The sequence below is a fragment of the Stenotrophomonas sp. YJH_SMC_37 genome (assembly GCF_059370035.1).
On the sequence record NZ_JCAFTG010000015.1, the window covers coordinates 41,713 to 58,667 of the forward strand.

Annotated in this window: 18 protein-coding genes; 14 read left to right on the forward strand and 4 right to left on the reverse strand. The window is 67.4% G+C overall.

The genetic code is table 11. The features are described 5' to 3' along the window. The first annotated feature begins 194 nt into the window (after window positions 1-194). From ahpC to AC5P8J_RS17890, 5 genes are all read left to right on the forward strand, one after another. On the forward strand, window positions 195-758 hold the full coding sequence (gene ahpC / locus AC5P8J_RS17870; protein ID WP_005408159.1) for an alkyl hydroperoxide reductase subunit C: 564 nt from the start codon (window positions 195-197) through the stop codon (window positions 756-758). A gap of 224 nt (window positions 759-982) precedes the next feature. Beyond that, entirely contained in the window at window positions 983-2,575 is a 1,593-nt protein-coding gene (gene ahpF / locus AC5P8J_RS17875) for an alkyl hydroperoxide reductase subunit F (RefSeq protein ID WP_111102381.1), read from the forward strand. A gap of 85 nt (window positions 2,576-2,660) precedes the next feature. After that, window positions 2,661-3,623 carry a LysR substrate-binding domain-containing protein gene (locus tag AC5P8J_RS17880; protein ID WP_021203199.1) on the forward strand — a complete coding sequence of 321 codons (963 nt, stop codon included), beginning with the start codon at window positions 2,661-2,663 and terminating at the stop codon, window positions 3,621-3,623. Between the two features lie 123 nt (window positions 3,624-3,746). Beyond that, a complete protein-coding gene (gene rnk, locus AC5P8J_RS17885; protein WP_134732194.1) occupies window positions 3,747-4,151 on the forward strand; it encodes a nucleoside diphosphate kinase regulator in 405 nt (134 codons plus the stop codon). A gap of 50 nt (window positions 4,152-4,201) precedes the next feature. Beyond that, on the forward strand, window positions 4,202-5,158 hold the full coding sequence (locus tag AC5P8J_RS17890; RefSeq protein ID WP_019661133.1) for a transaldolase: 957 nt from the start codon (window positions 4,202-4,204) through the stop codon (window positions 5,156-5,158). A 562-nt stretch (window positions 5,159-5,720) separates the two neighbouring features. Here the strand turns inward: AC5P8J_RS17890 and msrA are convergent. Next, complete coding sequence (msrA, locus tag AC5P8J_RS17895) at window positions 5,721-6,386, reverse strand: peptide-methionine (S)-S-oxide reductase MsrA (RefSeq protein ID WP_031270096.1); 666 nt, start codon at window positions 6,384-6,386, stop codon at window positions 5,721-5,723. Window positions 6,387-6,416: 30 nt separating this feature from the next. Continuing rightward, window positions 6,417-6,680 carry a putative signal transducing protein gene (locus tag AC5P8J_RS17900; RefSeq protein WP_010481810.1) on the reverse strand — a complete coding sequence of 88 codons (264 nt, stop codon included), beginning with the start codon at window positions 6,678-6,680 and terminating at the stop codon, window positions 6,417-6,419. 182 nt (window positions 6,681-6,862) lie between these two features. On the opposite strand from AC5P8J_RS17900, the gene AC5P8J_RS17905 reads away from it, so the two are divergent. The 6 genes from AC5P8J_RS17905 (at window position 6,863) to AC5P8J_RS17930 (ending at window position 12,232) form a co-directional block, all read left to right on the forward strand. Next, window positions 6,863-8,611 (forward strand): glutamine--tRNA ligase/YqeY domain fusion protein, encoded by a 1,749-nt coding sequence (locus AC5P8J_RS17905; protein WP_111102383.1) that lies wholly within the window; start codon window positions 6,863-6,865, stop codon window positions 8,609-8,611. Between the two features lie 43 nt (window positions 8,612-8,654). Next, window positions 8,655-9,308, forward strand: a complete 654-nt coding sequence (locus AC5P8J_RS17910; protein ID WP_134735912.1) for a hypothetical protein — start codon at window positions 8,655-8,657, stop codon at window positions 9,306-9,308. Window positions 9,309-9,356: 48 nt separating this feature from the next. Next, a complete protein-coding gene (locus tag AC5P8J_RS17915) occupies window positions 9,357-10,079 on the forward strand; it encodes a DUF6348 family protein (RefSeq protein ID WP_495217016.1) in 723 nt (240 codons plus the stop codon). A 97-nt stretch (window positions 10,080-10,176) separates the two neighbouring features. Then, window positions 10,177-10,737 carry a nucleoside deaminase gene (locus AC5P8J_RS17920; RefSeq protein WP_019661129.1) on the forward strand — a complete coding sequence of 187 codons (561 nt, stop codon included), beginning with the start codon at window positions 10,177-10,179 and terminating at the stop codon, window positions 10,735-10,737. Beyond that, window positions 10,721-11,788 (forward strand): 23S rRNA (cytidine(2498)-2'-O)-methyltransferase RlmM, encoded by a 1,068-nt coding sequence (gene rlmM / locus AC5P8J_RS17925; protein WP_019661128.1) that lies wholly within the window; start codon window positions 10,721-10,723, stop codon window positions 11,786-11,788. The genes AC5P8J_RS17920 and rlmM overlap by 17 nt, the downstream gene beginning before the upstream one ends. Window positions 11,789-11,836: 48 nt before the next feature. Beyond that, window positions 11,837-12,232 carry an EF-hand domain-containing protein gene (locus tag AC5P8J_RS17930; protein ID WP_134732195.1) on the forward strand — a complete coding sequence of 132 codons (396 nt, stop codon included), beginning with the start codon at window positions 11,837-11,839 and terminating at the stop codon, window positions 12,230-12,232. Between the two features lie 68 nt (window positions 12,233-12,300). Here AC5P8J_RS17930 and AC5P8J_RS17935 read toward each other — a convergent pair whose 3' ends face one another. Next, complete coding sequence (locus AC5P8J_RS17935) at window positions 12,301-13,482, reverse strand: UbiH/UbiF family hydroxylase (protein ID WP_495217017.1); 1,182 nt, start codon at window positions 13,480-13,482, stop codon at window positions 12,301-12,303. Beyond that, complete coding sequence (gene ubiH / locus AC5P8J_RS17940; protein ID WP_019661125.1) at window positions 13,479-14,687, reverse strand: 2-octaprenyl-6-methoxyphenyl hydroxylase; 1,209 nt, start codon at window positions 14,685-14,687, stop codon at window positions 13,479-13,481. Before ubiH ends, AC5P8J_RS17935 begins: the two co-directional genes overlap by 4 nt. Before the next feature lie 107 nt (window positions 14,688-14,794). On the opposite strand from ubiH, the gene AC5P8J_RS17945 reads away from it, so the two are divergent. The 3 genes from AC5P8J_RS17945 to AC5P8J_RS17955 are packed head-to-tail and all read left to right on the forward strand — an operon-like array spanning window position 14,795 to window position 16,892. After that, window positions 14,795-15,379, forward strand: coding sequence for a hypothetical protein (locus AC5P8J_RS17945; RefSeq protein ID WP_019661124.1), 585 nt, complete (start codon window positions 14,795-14,797; stop codon window positions 15,377-15,379). A gap of 10 nt (window positions 15,380-15,389) precedes the next feature. Beyond that, window positions 15,390-15,944: a cob(I)yrinic acid a,c-diamide adenosyltransferase gene (locus AC5P8J_RS17950; RefSeq protein WP_019661123.1), complete on the forward strand. Its 555-nt coding sequence runs from the start codon at window positions 15,390-15,392 to the stop codon at window positions 15,942-15,944. A gap of 9 nt (window positions 15,945-15,953) precedes the next feature. Beyond that, on the forward strand, window positions 15,954-16,892 hold the full coding sequence (locus AC5P8J_RS17955) for a histone deacetylase family protein (RefSeq protein ID WP_019661122.1): 939 nt from the start codon (window positions 15,954-15,956) through the stop codon (window positions 16,890-16,892). The last annotated feature ends 63 nt before the right edge of the window (window positions 16,893-16,955 follow it).

Here is a 16,955-nt window from a genome sequence, read left to right on the forward strand (position 1 = left end):
AGCGGTCTGCCGAGATTTCCCTTGTCACACAGGCAATTGCAGGATGGCGATGGCCAGGTTCAGTGCCTGCTAAGGGTTCTTCGATAGACTCCATCTATCGAATGGATGCAATCAATGGATTGTTCTTATCGCGAGCGAATGGGTAACCTAGCTCCTGTCGATTCACCCACTCCCCTTCACCAAGAGGAAAAATGATGTCCCTCATCAATACCCAGATCCAGCCGTTCGAAGCCAACGCCTACCACAACGGCGAGTTCATCAAGGTTTCCGACGCCAGCCTGAAGGGCCAGTGGTCCGTCCTGATCTTCATGCCGGCCGCCTTCACCTTCAACTGCCCGACCGAGATCGAAGACGCAGCTGACCATTACGCCGAGTTCAAGAAGGCCGGTGCCGAGGTTTACATCGTCACCACCGATACCCACTTCTCGCACAAGGTGTGGCATGAGACCTCGCCGGCCGTCGGCAAGGCCCAGTTCCCGCTGGTCGGCGACCCGACCCACCAGCTGACCAACGCCTTCGGCGTGCACATTCCGGAAGAAGGCCTGGCCCTGCGCGGCACCTTCATCATCAATCCGGAAGGCGTGATCAAGACCCTGGAGATCCACTCCAACGAGATCGCCCGTGACGTTTCCGAAACCCTGCGCAAGCTGAAGGCTGCCCAGTTCACCGCCGCCAACCCGAACCAGGTGTGCCCGGCCAAGTGGAAGGAAGGCGAGAAGACCCTGACCCCGTCGCTGGACCTGGTCGGCAAGATCTAAGCCCTACCGGCCTGCCGTGTCCCCACGCCACGGCGCGCCCTTCATCCCCGTGCCGGTCCCCCCGCCGGCGTGGGGGTGAACCCAAGACAGCCAACGCTCGCCCGCCTTGGCCAGCCAGCCCCTTCCACGGTCGCTGTCTTGGGTTCACCCCTACCCCCAGCTGGTCCGCTGCCTTCTATAGCGGTGCCACGCCCCCTGTTTGCCTGAAGCCAGGAGATGACCCGATGTTGGACGCCAACCTGCAGTCGCAGCTGAAGACCTATCTGGAACGCGTGACCCGCCCGATCCAGATCACCGCGCACGCCGACGATGGCGCCAAGTCGCAGGAAATGCTGGACCTGCTGCAGACCCTGGAGAGCCTGTCGGACAAGATCTCGCTGCAGGTGCTGCGCGATGGGCAGGGCCGCGTGCCGTCCTTCGACCTGGGCACCCCGGGCCAGGACATCCACCTGACCTTCGCCGGCCTGCCGATGGGCCACGAGTTCACCTCGCTGGTGCTGGCGCTGCTCCAGGTGGGCGGTCATCCGTCCAAGGCCACCGCCGAGCTGATCGAGCAGGTGCAGAACCTGGAAGGCGACTACCGGTTCGAAACCTACTTCTCGCTGTCCTGCCAGAATTGCCCGGACGTGGTCCAGGCGCTGAACCTGGCCGCAGTGCTCAACCCGCGCATCCAGCACGTGGCCATCGATGGCGCCCTGTTCCAGGACGAAGTCGAGAAGCGTGAGATCATGTCGGTGCCGACCGTGTATCTCAACGGTGAAGTGTTCGACCAGGGCCGCATGACCCTGGAGCAGATCGTGGCCAAGCTGGACACCAATGCCGGCAAGCGCGATGCCGAGAAGATTGCCGCCAAGGACGCGTTCGACGTGCTGGTGGTGGGCGGTGGCCCGGCCGGTGCGGCAGCGGCGATCTACGCCGCGCGCAAGGGCATCCGCACCGGCATCGCCGCCGAGCGCTTTGGTGGACAGGTGCTGGACACCATGGCCATCGAGAACTTCATTTCGGTGAAGGAGACCGAGGGCCCGAAGCTGGCCACGGCGCTGGAACAGCACGTGCGCGAGTACGACGTGGACATCATGAACCTGCAGCGTGCCAGCGCGCTGGTGCCGGCCGGCGAAGACGGCCTGGTGCAGGTGCAGCTGGAGAACGGTGCGGTGCTCAAGTCCCGTTCGGTGATCCTGTCCACCGGCGCACGCTGGCGGCAGATGAACGTGCCGGGCGAAGACCAGTACCGCAACAAGGGCGTGGCTTACTGCCCGCACTGCGATGGCCCACTGTTCAAGGGCAAGCGCGTGGCGGTGATCGGCGGCGGCAATTCCGGCGTGGAAGCGGCCATCGATCTGGCCGGCATCGTGTCGCATGTAACCCTTCTGGAGTTCGATTCCAGCCTGCGTGCCGACGAAGTGCTGCAGAAGAAGCTGCGCAGCCTGGCCAACGTGACGGTGCTGACCAGCGCACAGACCACCGAAGTGCTGGGCGACGGCAGCAAAGTCACCGGCCTGGTGTACAAGGACCGCATCGGCGGCGATGCCCACCGCGTCGAGCTGGAAGGCATCTTCGTGCAGATCGGCCTGCTGCCCAACACCGAGTGGCTGAAGGATGTGGTGGCGCTTTCGCCGCGTGGCGAGATCGTCATCGATGACCGCGGCCAGACCAACCTGCCGGGTGTGTTCGCTGCTGGCGATTGCACGACGGTGCCCTACAAGCAGATCATCATCGCCATGGGCGCCGGTTCCACCGCCGCACTGAGCGCGTTCGACCACCTGATCCGCTCGTCGGTGAGCAACAGCAGCGGTGCCGTTGCTGAAGCGGCCTGATCCACCGTTCCCAGATCACCGGGAACATTGTCTGCCTGTCGGGTAACCACGCCGTCAGCCGGTCCGTTACCCCTGGGGTGTAAGGATGAACCTACGTGATCTGAAGTACCTGGTAGCCCTGGCCGACCACAAGCATTTCGGCCGGGCTGCCGCCGCCTGCTTCGTCAGCCAGCCCACGCTGTCGACGCAGATCCGCAAGCTGGAAGAAGAGCTGGGCCTGCCGCTGGTGGAACGCGCACCGCGCAAGGTGATGCTGACCCCGGCCGGTCAGGAAGCGGCGGCACGGGCGCGGGTGATCGTGTCCGAAGTGGAACAGCTGAAGGAAGCGGCGCGACGCAGCCGCGATCCGGAAGCCGGCACGGTGCGCCTGGGCATCTTCCCGACCCTCGGCCCGTACCTGCTGCCGCATGTGATCCCGCGCATCCGCGAGCGCTTCCCGGAGCTGGAACTGCTGCTGGTCGAGGAAAAGAGCGACGTGCTGCTGGACCGCCTGCGCGAAGGCAAGCTGGATGCTGCGTTGCTGGCGCTGCCGGTGGTGGACGACCAGCTGCATGCCGAGTTCCTGTTCGAGGAGCCGTTCCTGCTGGCCGTCTCCGGGCGCCACCCGTTGGCCCGTCGCGAACATCTGGACGTGCAGGAACTGGCGACGCAGAAGCTGCTGCTGCTGGAAGACGGGCATTGCCTGCGCGACCAGGCGCTGGAAGTGTGCCGCCTGTTCGGCGCCAATGAGAAGTCCGAATTCCGCGCCACCAGCCTGGAAACCCTGCGGCAGATGGTCGCCGCCGACGTCGGCATCACCCTGCTGCCAAGTCTGTCGGTGCAGCCGCCGGTGCCGCGCTCGAACAACATCCGCCTGCTCGATTTCACCGGCGAGGGCCGTCCCAGCCGCCGCATCGCCATGATCTGGCGTCGCAGCTCGGCCATGAACGACTTCCTGATGGAGCTGGCCGACCAGTTCAAGCGCCTGCCGCAGGCGCTGTTCACCTTGGATGCGCTGAACGCCACGTCCGATGCGGCATCCCTGCCCGGCCCGGCGCTGAACGGCTGAACCCCTGCAGCATCGGCCCGGAATCGGCAGGAGTCGATTCCGGCCGCATTTGTCCCCACAATACAGACAGGCGGCGCCAGCAGGTGCCGCCTTTTGCATGGCTTTCAACCAAGGAGCTTCACCATGAGTACCGCCAGCGGCCTGCCGCCGTCGATCACCGTTTCTACTTTCGACATGGACCGCCTGGACGCCATGCTCGAATCCCCCGCGCTGAGCCAGACGCCTGCCGCGCTCGCGCTTGCTGAAGAACTCAACCGGGCCACCGTGATGGCACCGGACCAGATTCCCGAAGGCATCGTCATGATGCATTCGCGCGTGGAATGCGAAGATGAAGTGTCGGGCGAAAAGCACGTCCTGACCCTGGTCTTCCCCCGCGAAGCCAACGTCGATGAAGGCAAGGTCTCCGTGCTGGCCCCGGTCGGCAGTGCCCTGCTCGGCCTTTCGGTCGGCCAGAGCATCGACTGGAACGCGCCCGGTGGCCGGAAGCTGCGCCTGCGCGTGACCGCGGTCCATAACGACCGCCCCTGATTACCGCTGCGCACCGCGCGCGATTCGATTCCCTTGCACCAGGAGCCGCAATGAGTACCCCGTCCAAACTGTCCCAGCTGCGTGAACTGTCCGTGGTCGTCGCCGATACCGGTGACTACGAGGCGATCAAGCGCCTGCAGCCGGTGGACTGCACCACCAACCCGACCCTGGTGAAGAAGGCGCTGGACCTGCCGGTCTACGCCGAGCTGATCGAACGCGAACTGGCCTGGGGCCGCCAGCAGGGTGGCGACCGCGAAGCCGTGGTGCACGCGGTGGCCGACCGCCTGACCATCGGCGTCGGCGCGCTGCTGAGCACGCTGGTGCCGGGCCGGGTATCCACCGAGGTGGATGCCGACCTGGCTCACGACACCGCGGCCACCGTGGCCAAGGCCCGCCAGTTCATCCAGATGTACGCCGACGCCGGCGTGCCGCGCGAGAAGATCCTGATCAAGATCGCCGCGACCTGGGAAGGCGTGGAAGCCGCGCGCATCCTGCAGGCCGAAGGCATCGACTGCAACCTGACGCTGATCTTCAACCCGACCCAGGCGCTGGCCTGCAGCGAAGCCGGCGCGTTCCTGATCTCGCCGTTCGTCGGCCGCATCCTCGACTGGTACGTGGCCAACGGCCAGACCCCGGCCACCATCGACGAAGACCCGGGCGTGAAGTTCGTGCGCGGCGTGTACGCCGAATTCAAGCGTCGCGGTTCGCCGACGGTGGTGATGGGCGCCTCGTTCCGTTCGACCGCGCAGATCGAAGCACTGGCCGGCTGCGACCGCCTGACGATCTCGCCGGACCTGCTGGAGAAGCTGGACGCCGACCACGGCGAGCTGCCGCGCAAGCTGGTAGCCGGTGCAGCCGATGGCACGGCGGTGACGCCGATCGACGCGGCGAAGTTCGCGGCGGATCTGGCGGCCGATCCGATGGCCACCGAGAAGCTGGCGACCGGCATCGAGGCGTTTGCCAAGGATCTGGAAGCACTGCGCGAGCGGATCCGCGCCGCACTGTGAGGATTCCGGCCAACGGCTGAGCCCCTCGTGGCGGGGGGCTTGGTCGCGAAGAGCGGGTCATGTGGTTGGCAGGGTGGGTAGGCCGTGCAGGGGACGCTGCAAGTACGTCCCTGTAAGCTCTGTCGCCGCATCCATGCGGCTCACGCCCCTGCACGGCCTACCCACCCTGCCTTCGACAGTTTCCTGCGGCCGCCCGCCACGGAAGAAAGAAAGAAGAGCAACAGCGGGTCGCGCGCTTCGCTTGCTCGGAGCCGAGCATGGCTCGGCTCTACAAGGGCAATGCAGAACCAAACAAAAAGGACGCGGCGAACGCCGCGTCCTTTTTGTTTTCCATCAGTTCGTCAGTAACCAATGCTCTCGCCCACCGTCACCGGGAAACTGTCGAAGGTGGGACGGGCGCAGATGGCGGGACCGTCCACGGCATGGATGCCGTGGCCGAGCCCCCAAGGACGGGTTTACGGCGTGTCCCGCCATCTGCACCCGTCCCGCCAAACTCACAGCAAACCAGAGCCGCTTTGGCTTTGGCTTTGGCTTCTGCCCGCCGCAGGCGGACCACCGCGCGTCAGCGCGGCGCCTCCACATCCAATCCGATCGGGCAGCTCACGCCGGTGCCGCCGATGCCGCAATAGCCGTTCGGATTCTTCGCCAGGTACTGCTGGTGGTAGTCCTCGGCGTAGTAGTACGCCGGTGCCGGGTACACGATCTCGGTGGTGATCGGGCCGTAGCCGGCCGCATCCAGCTGCGCCTGGTAGGCCTCGCGACTGGCCAGCGCGGCCTTGTACTGGCCCTCGTCGGTGGCATGGATCGCCGAACGGTACTGGGTGCCGGTGTCGTTTCCCTGGCGCATGCCCTGCGTCGGGTCATGGCTTTCCCAGAACAGCTGCAGCAGCCGTTCCAGGCTCACCACCGCCGGGTCGAACACCACCTGCACCACTTCGGTGTGGCCGGTCAGGCCCGAGCAGACCTCTTCATAGGTCGGGTTCGGGGTGATGCCGCCGGCATAGCCCACCGAGGTGCTGTACACGCCCGGTTCGGTCCAGAACTTGCGCTCGGCGCCCCAGAAACAGCCCAGCGCGAAGCGGATCTGCTGCAGGCCGGCGAAACGGTCCTTCAGCGGATGGCTGTTCACGAAGTGCTGGTTGCTGTGCAGCGGCAACGGCTGCTCGCGTCCCGGCAGCGCCTCTTCCGGGCGCGGCAGGCGCTGCTTGAAGGCCCCGATGCCGAGGATGCCCTGGCCAATTCCCAACATGATGCGCTCCTACGCCGGAAGGCCGGCTATGTCGTCTGCATCTGAAATGGGGGCGTCCGGCGCGTGGCCCAAGTCCAGCGCGGCCACGATGTCCTCGGCCTGCGGGCGTGCCGCATCGGGTATACCGACCCGCAGCACACCAAACAGCGGCAGCTCGCCCATGCCGCCCAGCAATGACTCGCCAAATACAAAAGCGGGAATGCCGGCGTCTTCCAGCGCGTGCTTGACCAGGTGGGCGTCGAACAGGTTGTCGGCCTTGTACACGATGTGCATGCGGCGGCTCCATGGGACAAGGTTCCAGCATACGCCCGCCCCGTCCCGGTAGCGCCGGGCAATGCCCGGCGGGTTGCCGCCACGCTCGCCGGGCGTGGCCCGGCGCTACCGATCCGGACCGGGCAACCCCGCCCGGTACGCGCTAGACTGTTGGTCTTTCTGCCCTTTTTCGCCCCAGACTCATGTCCGAGCACACCCCCGCCAGCCCCGAGACCCCCGCCGACAGCCACGAAAAGCGCGATTTCATCCGCCAGATCGTGCGCGAGGACCTGGCCAGCGGAAAGCACCAGGCGATCAAGACCCGCTTCCCGCCGGAACCGAACGGCTACCTGCACATCGGCCATGCCAAGTCGATCTGCCTGAACTTCGGCATCGCCGGCGAATTCAGCGGCGTCTGCAACCTGCGCTTCGACGACACCAACCCGGCCAAGGAAGATCCGGAGTACGTGGCCGCGATCCAGGACGACGTGCGCTGGCTGGGCTTCGAGTGGAACGAGCTGCGCCATGCTTCGGACTACTTCCAGGCCTATTACCTGGCCGCCGAGAAGCTGATCGAACAGGGCAAGGCCTATGTCTGCGACCTGTCGGCCGAGGAAGTGCGCGCCTACCGCGGCACTCTCACCGAGCCGGGCCGCCCGTCGCCGTGGCGCGACCGCAGCGTCGAGGAGAACCTCGACCTGTTCCGCCGCATGCGCGCCGGTGAATTCCCGGATGGCGCACGCACCCTGCGCGCGAAGATCGACATGGCCAGCGGCAACATCAACCTGCGCGATCCGGCGCTGTACCGCATCAAGCACGTCGAGCACCAGAACACCGGCAGCGCGTGGCCGATCTACCCGATGTACGACTTCGCCCACGCGCTGGGTGATTCGATCGAGGGCATCACCCACTCGCTGTGCACGCTGGAGTTCGAAGACCACCGCCCGCTGTACGACTGGTGCGTGGACAACGTCGATTTCGCCCATGACGATGCGCTGACCCAGCCGCTGGTCGATGCCGGCCTGCCGCGCGAAGCTGCCAAGCCGCGCCAGATCGAGTTCTCGCGCCTGAACATCAACTACACGGTGATGAGCAAGCGCAAGCTGATGGCGCTGGTCACCGAACAGCTGGTGGACGGCTGGGACGACCCGCGCATGCCGACCTTGCAGGGCCTGCGCCGCCGTGGTTATACCCCGTCTGCAATGCGCCTGTTTGCCGAGCGCGTAGGCATCAGCAAGCAGAATTCGCTGATCGACTTCAGCGTGCTGGAAGGCGCACTGCGCGAGGACCTCGACAGCGCCGCCCCACGCCGCATGGCGGTGGTCGATCCGGTCAAGCTGGTGCTGACCAACCTGCCGGAAGGCCACGAAGAGCTGCTGACCTTCAGCAACCATCCCAAGGACGAGAGCTTCGGCAGCCGCGAAGTGCCGTTTGCACGCGAGGTGTGGATCGACCGCGAGGACTTCGCCGAAGTGCCGCCGAAGGGCTGGAAGCGCCTGGTGCCGGGTGGCGAAGTGCGCCTGCGCGGCGCCGGCATCATCCGCTGCGACGAAGTGATCAAGGATGCCGATGGCACCATCACCGAGCTGCGCGGCTGGCTGGATCCGGAATCGCGTCCGGGCATGGAAGGCGCCAACCGCAAGGTCAAGGGCACCATCCACTGGGTCAGCGCCGTGCATGGCGTGCCGGCCGAGATCCGCCTGTACGACCGCCTGTTCTCGGTGCCGAACCCGGATGATGACTCGGAAGGCAAGACCTACCGCGATTACCTCAATCCGGAATCGCGCCGCACCGTCACCGGCTATGTCGAGCCGGCCGCGGCCAGCGCCGCACCGGAGCAGTCGTTCCAGTTCGAACGTACCGGCTACTTCGTCGCCGACCGCCGCGACCACACCGAAGCCAAGCCGGTGTTCAACCGCAGCGTGACCCTGCGCGATACCTGGTCGGCCTGAGGACCTGCGCGGGCGCCAGCATGGCGCCCGCACGCCATCGACAATGATCACCGCCCTCTCCGTCCTGTTCTGGTTCATCTCGCAGCATCCGCTGCTGACGTTCTTTGCAGCGATGGTGCTGGCCGGACTGGTCTCGTGGTGGCGGCGCTTTCCGGGCTACGCCATCGTGGTGTTCCCGCTGGCGATGCTCAACATGTTCCTCGGCCACTTCCTCAACGCCACCTTCCTCAACGTGGTGGGCGAGCGTGGTGAAGCGGTGATCGTCAAGGCCGAGCGAACCAGTTCCACGCTCAACGAACAGTACATCTGGCGCTACGAAGGGGTGCTGCATACCGCCGAGGGCCGCGACGTGGACGTGGTGTTCTACACCAACACCGCTTCGTTGTGGCCGCTGGAAAACGCCATCCGCATCCCGGCGCGCGACCAGCCGTTCGTGGTCAAGTACACGCCGGGCTTCCCACGCAACTTCGTCATCCTCACCAACGAATCCCCGCATGGCATCGCCCAGGCCCGTGCCAGTGCGCGCGAGCGCGTGGAGGTAGCGGCGCGCAAGCTGCACTTCAGCCCGGGCAATGCCGAGTTCCGCGCGGACTATCGCCGCGAACTGGAAAGCTGGCTGCGCGACCACGGCAACGACCCGCAGCAGCAGTCCGACGCGCAGCGCTATCGCGCCGAAATTGACGCGCTCGACCGCTAGCACCGGGCCCGGCCTGGATGCTCCACCCGATCCATCCACAGGCCTGACATGACCACGACGTCCACCGCCCTCCTCCCACTGCTGCAGCAGGCCCTGCAGGACGCCAGCGTCGCCAGCCGCATCGACGGCAACGCGCTGCTGCTGGACAGCGGCCTGCGCCTGACCCCGCATGCAATGGCCGCACACGCGCGCGACAACGGTGGTTGGCAGACCTCCACCGTCATTGAAAGCCAGCATCCGCAGTTGTTCGCCGATGGCCTGTTCGAGTACCAGCACGCAAATGGTGCCGATGAGCAGGCATCGCTGTTGTCCGGCTTCCAGGCCTGGGCCCGGGTGGACCTGGTGACCCTGCAGACCGCGATCGGCGCCCAAGACGCGCAGGGCCTGCCGATGATGGGCCTGGCCTATCCGGCCGGCGCTGACGGCCAGGAACTCGAACGCACCGTGGTGCTCGGTCCACTGGCGCATTACCGCGAGCATGAGATGGACACCGGCCCCCGCAGCGAAGACGATCATGGCTCCTGCCCCTGCTGCCTGTTCACGCGCAGCATCGATGCATTCGATGCGCTGCTGAAGACGCGTTCTTTCCTGGCCATCCGCCTGTTCGCCTCGCGCGATGCCGATGGCCTGTGCGAGGCTGATTGCCGGGTCAACGGCCACGACTTCGCCGCCGCCCTGCCCCTGCTGCGCGCCTACGCGGCCAGCTGGCCGCAGGCAGGGCTGGAATTCCGCAAGCAGTACGTGGTGGTCCGCACCGGCTCGCCAGGCTGACCCACGCCCACACCCGATACAGGCCGGTGCGGCTACACTGCGCGCCGGTTCCCCAAGCAACCGCACTTTTTTCCATCCCACACGAGGCACCCCCGCGATGCTGTACGCGCAAGTCCACCTGACCCTTCCCGCCTGGATCCACGACCAGATCGACCTGGATCGTCGATATCCGGGCGACGAGGCCAAGGTCGCGCTGGCGATCGAGCTGTCGCGGCTGAACGTCGAGCACGCCAGTGGCGGCCCGTTCGGTGCGGTGGTGTTCGGCCCGGACGACAAGGTCATCGCCGCTGGCGTGAACCGGGTGATGCCGCACGCGACTTCGCTGGCGCACGCCGAGAACATGGCCTACATGCTGGCCCAGCAGCGCCTGCAGACCCCGCGCCTGAACGCGGTGCTGTCGCCGGTCACCCTGGCCACCAGTTCGCAGCCATGCTGCCAGTGCTATGGCGCTACCGTGTGGGCCGGCATCGACCGCCTGCTGATCGGTGCCAGTGCGGCCGACGTCGAGGAACTGACCCCGTTCGATGAAGGCCCGCTGCCGGCCGACTGGGTCGGCGAGCTCAACAAGCGTGGCATCGAAGTGGTGCAGGGCTTGGACCGCGACGCCGCGCGCAGCGTGCTGCGAACCTATGGGGAAAGCGATGGCGCCCGTTACTGAGACCGGCATCGGCCTGCTGTGCCTGTGCCGGCAGGGCTTTGAACCCGAGCTGGCCGGCGAGCTGCAGTTCCGCGCCGGTGAAGCCGGTTTCGCTGGCTATGCGCGCACCCAGCGCAATGACGGCTATGTGCTTTTCATGTGCGACGACGCTGCAGCACTGGCGCCACGCCTGCGCTGGCGAGAACTGATCTTCGCGCGGCAGAAGCTGGTCGTGCTGGCCGAGCTGCCGCAGCTGGACCCGAGCGATCGCATCACCCCGATGCTGGAGGTGCTGGCCGATGCGCCGCGCTTCGGCGACCTGTGGGTGGAGCACCCCGATTCGGACGCTGGCAAGCCACTGTCCGGGCTGGCGCGAGCCTTCGGCAATGCACTGCGCCCGGCGCTGCGCAAGGCCGGCAAGCTCACTGATAAGCCAAACAACCGCCTGCCGCGCCTGCACGTGGTGTTCGTCGACGGCACCCATGCCTTCGTCTGCGTGGCCGACCCGGCCGACAGCGCGCCGTGGGCACTGGGCATCCCGCGCCTGAAGCTGCTGCCCGAGGCGCCTTCGCGTTCGGCACTGAAGCTGGACGAAGCACTGCTGACCCTGCTGACGCCGGAAGAACGCGAAGCACTGGCCAAGCCCGGCATGCGTGCGGCCGACCTGGGCGCCGCCCCCGGCGGCTGGACCTGGGTACTGACCCGCCAGCACATGCACGTGCTGAGCATCGACAACGGCCCGCTGCGCCAGCACGTGCTGGACACCGGTCTGGTCGAGCACCTGCGCGCCGATGGTTTCCACTGGCACCCCGAACAGCCGCTGGACTGGATGGTCTGCGACATGGTCGAGCAGCCGCGCCGCGTGGCCGAACGCATGGCCACCTGGTTCCGCGAAGGCTGGTGCAGGCACGCCATCTTCAATCTGAAGCTGCCGATGAAGAAGCGCTGGGACGAAACCCGCCTGTGCCTGGACCTGTTCCAGGACCAGGCCGGCAAGCCGCTGGTGGTACGCGCCAAGCAGCTCTATCACGACCGTGAGGAGATCACGGTATTGGCCTCGCCGCTGCGCTGAGGAACATGCCCGCCGGGCATGGGCCCGGCGCTACCGAGGAAGGGAACCATGCGATACCACTCGCTCGCCATGTTGATCACCCTGCTGGCCGCCGCACCAGCGGTGGCCCAGCAATTGCCGCACACTCCTGCGCAGAGCCAGCCGCTGGGCCCCACCGGCGGCGCGATCCGCCGGCAACCGCTGGATGCGGGCCGGGTCAGCGGCAGCGTCGAGATTCCGCAGCAGGCCGGCGAGGCACAGGTGACCGTGCGCTCGCTGGAACCAAGCAGCGTGGTCGGCCAGTACCGCATCCACTTCGCTGCGCTGGATGTGAACGGCGATGGTTTCATCAGCCGCGAGGAAGCACAGGCCAACCCGGCGCTGGCCGACGAATTCAATTCGCTGGACCGCAGGCACCGCGGCAAGCTGGACCGCACCGACCTGGCCGGCTGGCTGGTGGATTGAAAAAGGGGACGGAGGGGATTAAGTCGTATCTGCACAAACGACTTAATCCCCTCCGTCCCCTTTTTGCTTCAGACCCCGGCGGCGCGCTTCCAGAATGCCTGCACCAGCGGCGGCCATTTGCCGACGCAGCCCAGCGCGCGGCCGCGGGCCAGGGTCAGGTGCATTTCGTCGTTGGAAAACAGGCGGTTGATCGCATCGAAGCTGTAGGCGGCGATGTGGTTGTCGCTGCGCCGTTCGCGTGCCCAGCGTTGCAGGCGCTGCGGCGACAGCCGCGGCTGGCCGCGGCGCTCGGCCGACGGCGCCAGCCACTGCTGCAGGGCAGCGACATCGCGCAACCCCAGGTTCACGCCCTGCCCGGCCAGCGGGTGCACCACATGTGCGGCATCGCCCAGCGCCAGCACGCGGCCGGCCACATAGTGACGGGCCAGCTGGCGGCGCAGCGGGAACGCCGCACGCGGCGAGGCCAGACGCAGTTCGCCCAGGCGTGCAGCGAAGGCGCGGGTCAGTTCGCGGTTGAAGCTGTCCTCGTCCAACGCCAGCACGCGAGCCGCTTCATCCTCGGGCAGGGTCCAGACGATGGAGCTGCGGCGCTCGGCCACCGGCAGCAGCGCCAGTGGACCGCCCGGCAGGAAACGCTGCCAGGCCGTGGCCTGGTTGGAAAGATCGCTGTCCACGTAGGACACCACGCCACGCTGGTGGTAGTCATGCTTTTCAACCTCGATCCCGGCCAGCTGGCGCAGGGTCGATTCGGCACCGTCGGCGGCCACCGCCAACGCCGCTTCCAGGCGGCGACCGTCATCCAGGCGCAGGCGCACGCCATCCTCGTCCTGCTCCAGTGCTTCCACCCGTGCCGGGCAGTGCAGCTGCACGCCCGCCGCCGGCAGCGCCGCCCACAGGCGGTCCTGCAGCAGGCCGTTCTCGACGATGTAGCCCAGTTCGCGACGGCCGAAGCGATCGGCATCGAACAGCAGATCTTCGCCACCGGCCGCATCCCACACCTGCATACGCCGGTAGGGCCAGGCACGGGCCTGGGCGATCGCCGGCCACACGCCGAGGCGGTTCAACAGCTGCACGTTGTCGGCGGCAAAGGCGAACACGCGCAGGTCCGGTTGCGCAACCTGCCACGGCGCGGGCTCACGACCTTCCACCAACGCCACCGACAGGCCGGCATCGGCCAGCGCCAGCGCGCACGCGGCACCGACCACGCCACCGCCGACGATGGCCACATCCAGGCGCGCGCGGCGGCTCATGCGGTTTCTCCACGGCACAGCCGCGGTACTTCGCCACGGAAGCCCATCGCACCACCGACCAGCATCGACTGCACCGAGGCGCGTTGTGCGGCCACCAGACCGAGGCTGCGCAGCGGCCGCATCAGTGGCGCCGGGTTGCTGGTCAGCCGTGCCAGGCCGCCGGAGAACGCCACCGTCTGCCGGCGGTCTTCCTCGCGGCGTGCAACATAGGCCTGCAGCAATGCATCACTGCCAGCATCCTCATGCGCATTCTCCAGCAGTTCGGCCAGGGTCAGCGCATCGCGCAGGCCCAAGTTGAAGCCCTGCGCACCCAGCGGATGGATGGTCTGCGCGGCATTGCCCAGCAGCACCGTGCGTTCACCGGCCAATGCGCGCGCCAGCACCTGGATGAGCGGATAAGCGCTGCGTGGACCGGATTCGAGCAGGCGGCCGGCACGCCAGCCGATCGCGTCCTGCAGGCGCTGCAGCCAGGCCGCATCGTCCAGCGCCATCACCGCATCGGCCTGATCGCGGGCCACGCCATGCACGGTGCCGAAGTGGCGGTCACCGCGCGGCAGCAGGGCGGTCGGGCCGGTATCGGTGAAGCGCTCCCAGGCCGTGCCATCCGGCGCACGCTGGCTGCGCACGCGGGCGACGAACAGGGTCTGCTGGAAATCATGGCGGTCGACCTCGATGCCCAGCGCGCCACGCACGCCGCTGGTGGTGCCATCGGCCCCCACCACCAGACGTGCCAGCAGCACGCGTTCACCCGCCTCGTCAGCCACCCGCACCTGGCGGTAGCCGTCCACCACCTCGCCCAGTCCCAGGAACCGCATCGGCCGATAACGGCGCAGGCGCGGCAGCTCCTGAAGCCGCGCTTCCAGCGCCTGGCCGAAGTCCCGCGCCACCACCACCTGGCCGAACCACGGCCGGTCGTAATCGGCCGCTTCGAGCTGCACACGGCCGAAATCGCCGGCACGACTGACATGGATGCGCCGGATCGGGCCCGGTGCCATCGCCAGCTTCTGCATCACCCCCAGCGCGGTCAGCGCATTGACGGTGGCAGCGGCGAAACTGAGATTGCGCTGGTCGAACACCGCAGGCAGCTCGCCGGCCGGGCTGGCCTCGAGCAGGCCCACGTCGCGGCCCAGCCGGTCCAGGGCGATGGCCAGGCTGGCACCCACCAGGCCACCACCGACAATCAGCACGTCATGTCGTTCACTCATGTGTTGATGATACGCGCTCGCCCCGACTGTACGCCGAACAAGCGGCGCCTGCGCCAACCGGCGCGGCGGGCTAGAATGAAACCTGAATCCGCTCCGGGCCCGCTGCCATGTCCGCCACCGCCAACCGCGCCTTCGTCCTGTCCGTTCTCGTGCTGTTGCTGGCGGCGACCCGGGTCAACCACTTCGCGGCCATTCCGGATGCCTCCTGGGCGGTGTTCTTCATCGGTGGCTTCTATCTGGCCACGTGGACACGCTGGGCGTTTCCGCTGCTGATGGTGTTCGCCGTGCTGGTGGACTGGATCGTGATCCGCAGCAGCGGCCTGGATTTCTGGCAGCACTACTGCGTGTCGCCGGGTTACTGGCTGCTGCTGCCGGCGTACTTCTCGCTGTGGGCCGGCGGCATGCTGCTGGGCCGCAACTACCAGGGCGCGCGCTGGCCGGTGCTGGCCAAGGGTGCGCTGCTGCTGGTCGCGTCGGTGGCGATCTGCCACCTGCTGGCGCAGGGCGGCTTCTACTGGACCAGCCGTAACGTGGCCGAGCCGACGCTGGCCGGCTGGGCACAGAACTACGCGCAGTGGTTCGGGCCCTACCTGCGCACTACGGCGATCTATGTGGCGCTGGCCGCTGCCCTGCAGCTGGCCGTGGAGCAGGTGTTGAAGCTCCAGCAGGCCCGCCGCGACATCCGCCACTGAGCCGCGCGCCATGGGTCATCGCCTCTCGCGCATTTACACCCGCACCGGCGACGACGGCAGTACCGGCCTTGGCGACGGCCAACGCGTGGCCAAGGATGACGCCCGCGTGGCGTCCTTCGGTACCGTCGACGAGGCCAACGCCGCGCTCGGCCTGCTGCTGGCCGCGCCCCTGCCCGAGGATGTACGCGCGCTGGTGGTGCATCTGCAGCACCAGCTGTTCGATCTGGGCGCCGAGCTGTGCATTCCCGGCCACGCCGCGATCCATGCCGCCGACGTCTCGGCCCTGGAGCAGCAGCTGGACCATTACAACGCCAACCTCCCGATGCTGAAGGAATTCATCCTGCCGGCCGGCGGCGAAGCTGCCGCGCGCTGCCATCTGGCCCGCACCATCGTCCGCCGCGCCGAGCGCGAGACGGTCACCCTGGCCCGCCACGAGGCCGTCCGCAGCGAGGCGCTGCAATACCTCAACCGGCTGTCGGACCTGCTGTTCGTGCTGGCCCGGGTGCTGGCCCGCGCCGACGGCCATGGCGAAGCGCTGTGGCAGCCACAGCAGCGCCAGCGCTGAGTCGGCACGATGCTGGTCTATTCCCACCCGTCCTGCCTGCTGCATGACCCCGGTCCCGGCCATCCCGAATGCCCGCAACGGCTGCAGCAGGTGCTGGACGCGCTGCACACCGCCTTCCCCGGCCAGCTGGACTGGCGCGAGGCGCCGCCGGCGAAGTTCGGCGAACTGACCCGGGTCCACGACAGCGCCCTGCTCGACTTCGTGCTGCAGCCGCAGACCGCACCGCTGCGCCAGCTGGACATGGACACCTGGACCTCGCCGGGCTCGGCCAGCGCCGCCGTGCACGCCGCCGGTGCCGGCGTCGCCGCAGTCGATGCGGTGATGCTGGGCGAGGACCCGCTGGCCTTCTGCGCGGTACGCCCACCGGGCCACCACGCCACCAGCAGCACCGCCATGGGCTTCTGCCTGCTGAACAACATCGCCATCGCCGCCGCCCATGCCCGCGACCGCCATGGCCTGGAACGGATCGCGGTGGTCGATTTCGACGTGCACCACGGCAATGGCACCCAGGACATCTTCCAGCATGACGCCCGGGTTTCGTACTACAGCACCCACCAGGCCGGGCTGTTCCCCAATTCCGGCCTGCGCCGCGACCGCGGTGCCGGCAACCTGATGAACATCCTGCTGCCGCCGGGAAGCGGCGGCTTCCGCTTCCGCAACGTCTGGGCCGACGAGATGCTGCCGGCCATCGACGACTTCCGCCCGCAGCTGCTGCTGATCTCGGCCGGCTTCGATGCCCACCTGCGTGATCCACAGGCGGATCTGATGCTGGAGACCGACGATTTCGCCTGGATCACCGGTGAGCTGCACGCGCTGGCACGCCGCCACGCGGCTGGCCGGGTGGTGTCGATGCTGGAGGGCGGCTATGACCTGCAGGCCCTGGCCGAGTGCAGCGTGGCCCATGTCCAGGCCCTGCTTACGCCATCCGCCGGCACCTCCGCCGGATGAACCCGAACCGGCAGGCTCCGGCGTCCTTCATTGCCCCTATGCAAGGGATGGGGCAAGCTACCG

Bases quoted from the DNA above. Each gene is read 5' to 3' on its own strand.
- ahpC (WP_005408159.1), top strand. From the start codon at position 195: ATGTCCCTCATCAATACCCAGATCCAGCCGTTCGAAGCCAACGCCTAC.
- ahpF (WP_111102381.1), top strand. From the start codon at position 983: ATGTTGGACGCCAACCTGCAGTCGCAGCTGAAGACCTATCTGGAACGC.
- AC5P8J_RS17880 (WP_021203199.1), top strand. From the start codon at position 2,661: ATGAACCTACGTGATCTGAAGTACCTGGTAGCCCTGGCCGACCACAAG.
- rnk (WP_134732194.1), top strand. From the start codon at position 3,747: ATGAGTACCGCCAGCGGCCTGCCGCCGTCGATCACCGTTTCTACTTTC.
- AC5P8J_RS17890 (WP_019661133.1), top strand. From the start codon at position 4,202: ATGAGTACCCCGTCCAAACTGTCCCAGCTGCGTGAACTGTCCGTGGTC.
- AC5P8J_RS17900 (WP_010481810.1), bottom strand. From the start codon at position 6,680: ATGCACATCGTGTACAAGGCCGACAACCTGTTCGACGCCCACCTGGTC.
- AC5P8J_RS17905 (WP_111102383.1), top strand. From the start codon at position 6,863: ATGTCCGAGCACACCCCCGCCAGCCCCGAGACCCCCGCCGACAGCCAC.
- AC5P8J_RS17910 (WP_134735912.1), top strand. From the start codon at position 8,655: ATGATCACCGCCCTCTCCGTCCTGTTCTGGTTCATCTCGCAGCATCCG.
- AC5P8J_RS17915 (WP_495217016.1), top strand. From the start codon at position 9,357: ATGACCACGACGTCCACCGCCCTCCTCCCACTGCTGCAGCAGGCCCTG.
- AC5P8J_RS17920 (WP_019661129.1), top strand. From the start codon at position 10,177: ATGCTGTACGCGCAAGTCCACCTGACCCTTCCCGCCTGGATCCACGAC.
- rlmM (WP_019661128.1), top strand. From the start codon at position 10,721: ATGGCGCCCGTTACTGAGACCGGCATCGGCCTGCTGTGCCTGTGCCGG.
- AC5P8J_RS17930 (WP_134732195.1), top strand. From the start codon at position 11,837: ATGCGATACCACTCGCTCGCCATGTTGATCACCCTGCTGGCCGCCGCA.
- AC5P8J_RS17935 (WP_495217017.1), bottom strand. From the start codon at position 13,482: ATGAGCCGCCGCGCGCGCCTGGATGTGGCCATCGTCGGCGGTGGCGTG.
- ubiH (WP_019661125.1), bottom strand. From the start codon at position 14,687: ATGAGTGAACGACATGACGTGCTGATTGTCGGTGGTGGCCTGGTGGGT.
- AC5P8J_RS17945 (WP_019661124.1), top strand. From the start codon at position 14,795: ATGTCCGCCACCGCCAACCGCGCCTTCGTCCTGTCCGTTCTCGTGCTG.
- AC5P8J_RS17950 (WP_019661123.1), top strand. From the start codon at position 15,390: ATGGGTCATCGCCTCTCGCGCATTTACACCCGCACCGGCGACGACGGC.
- AC5P8J_RS17955 (WP_019661122.1), top strand. From the start codon at position 15,954: ATGCTGGTCTATTCCCACCCGTCCTGCCTGCTGCATGACCCCGGTCCC.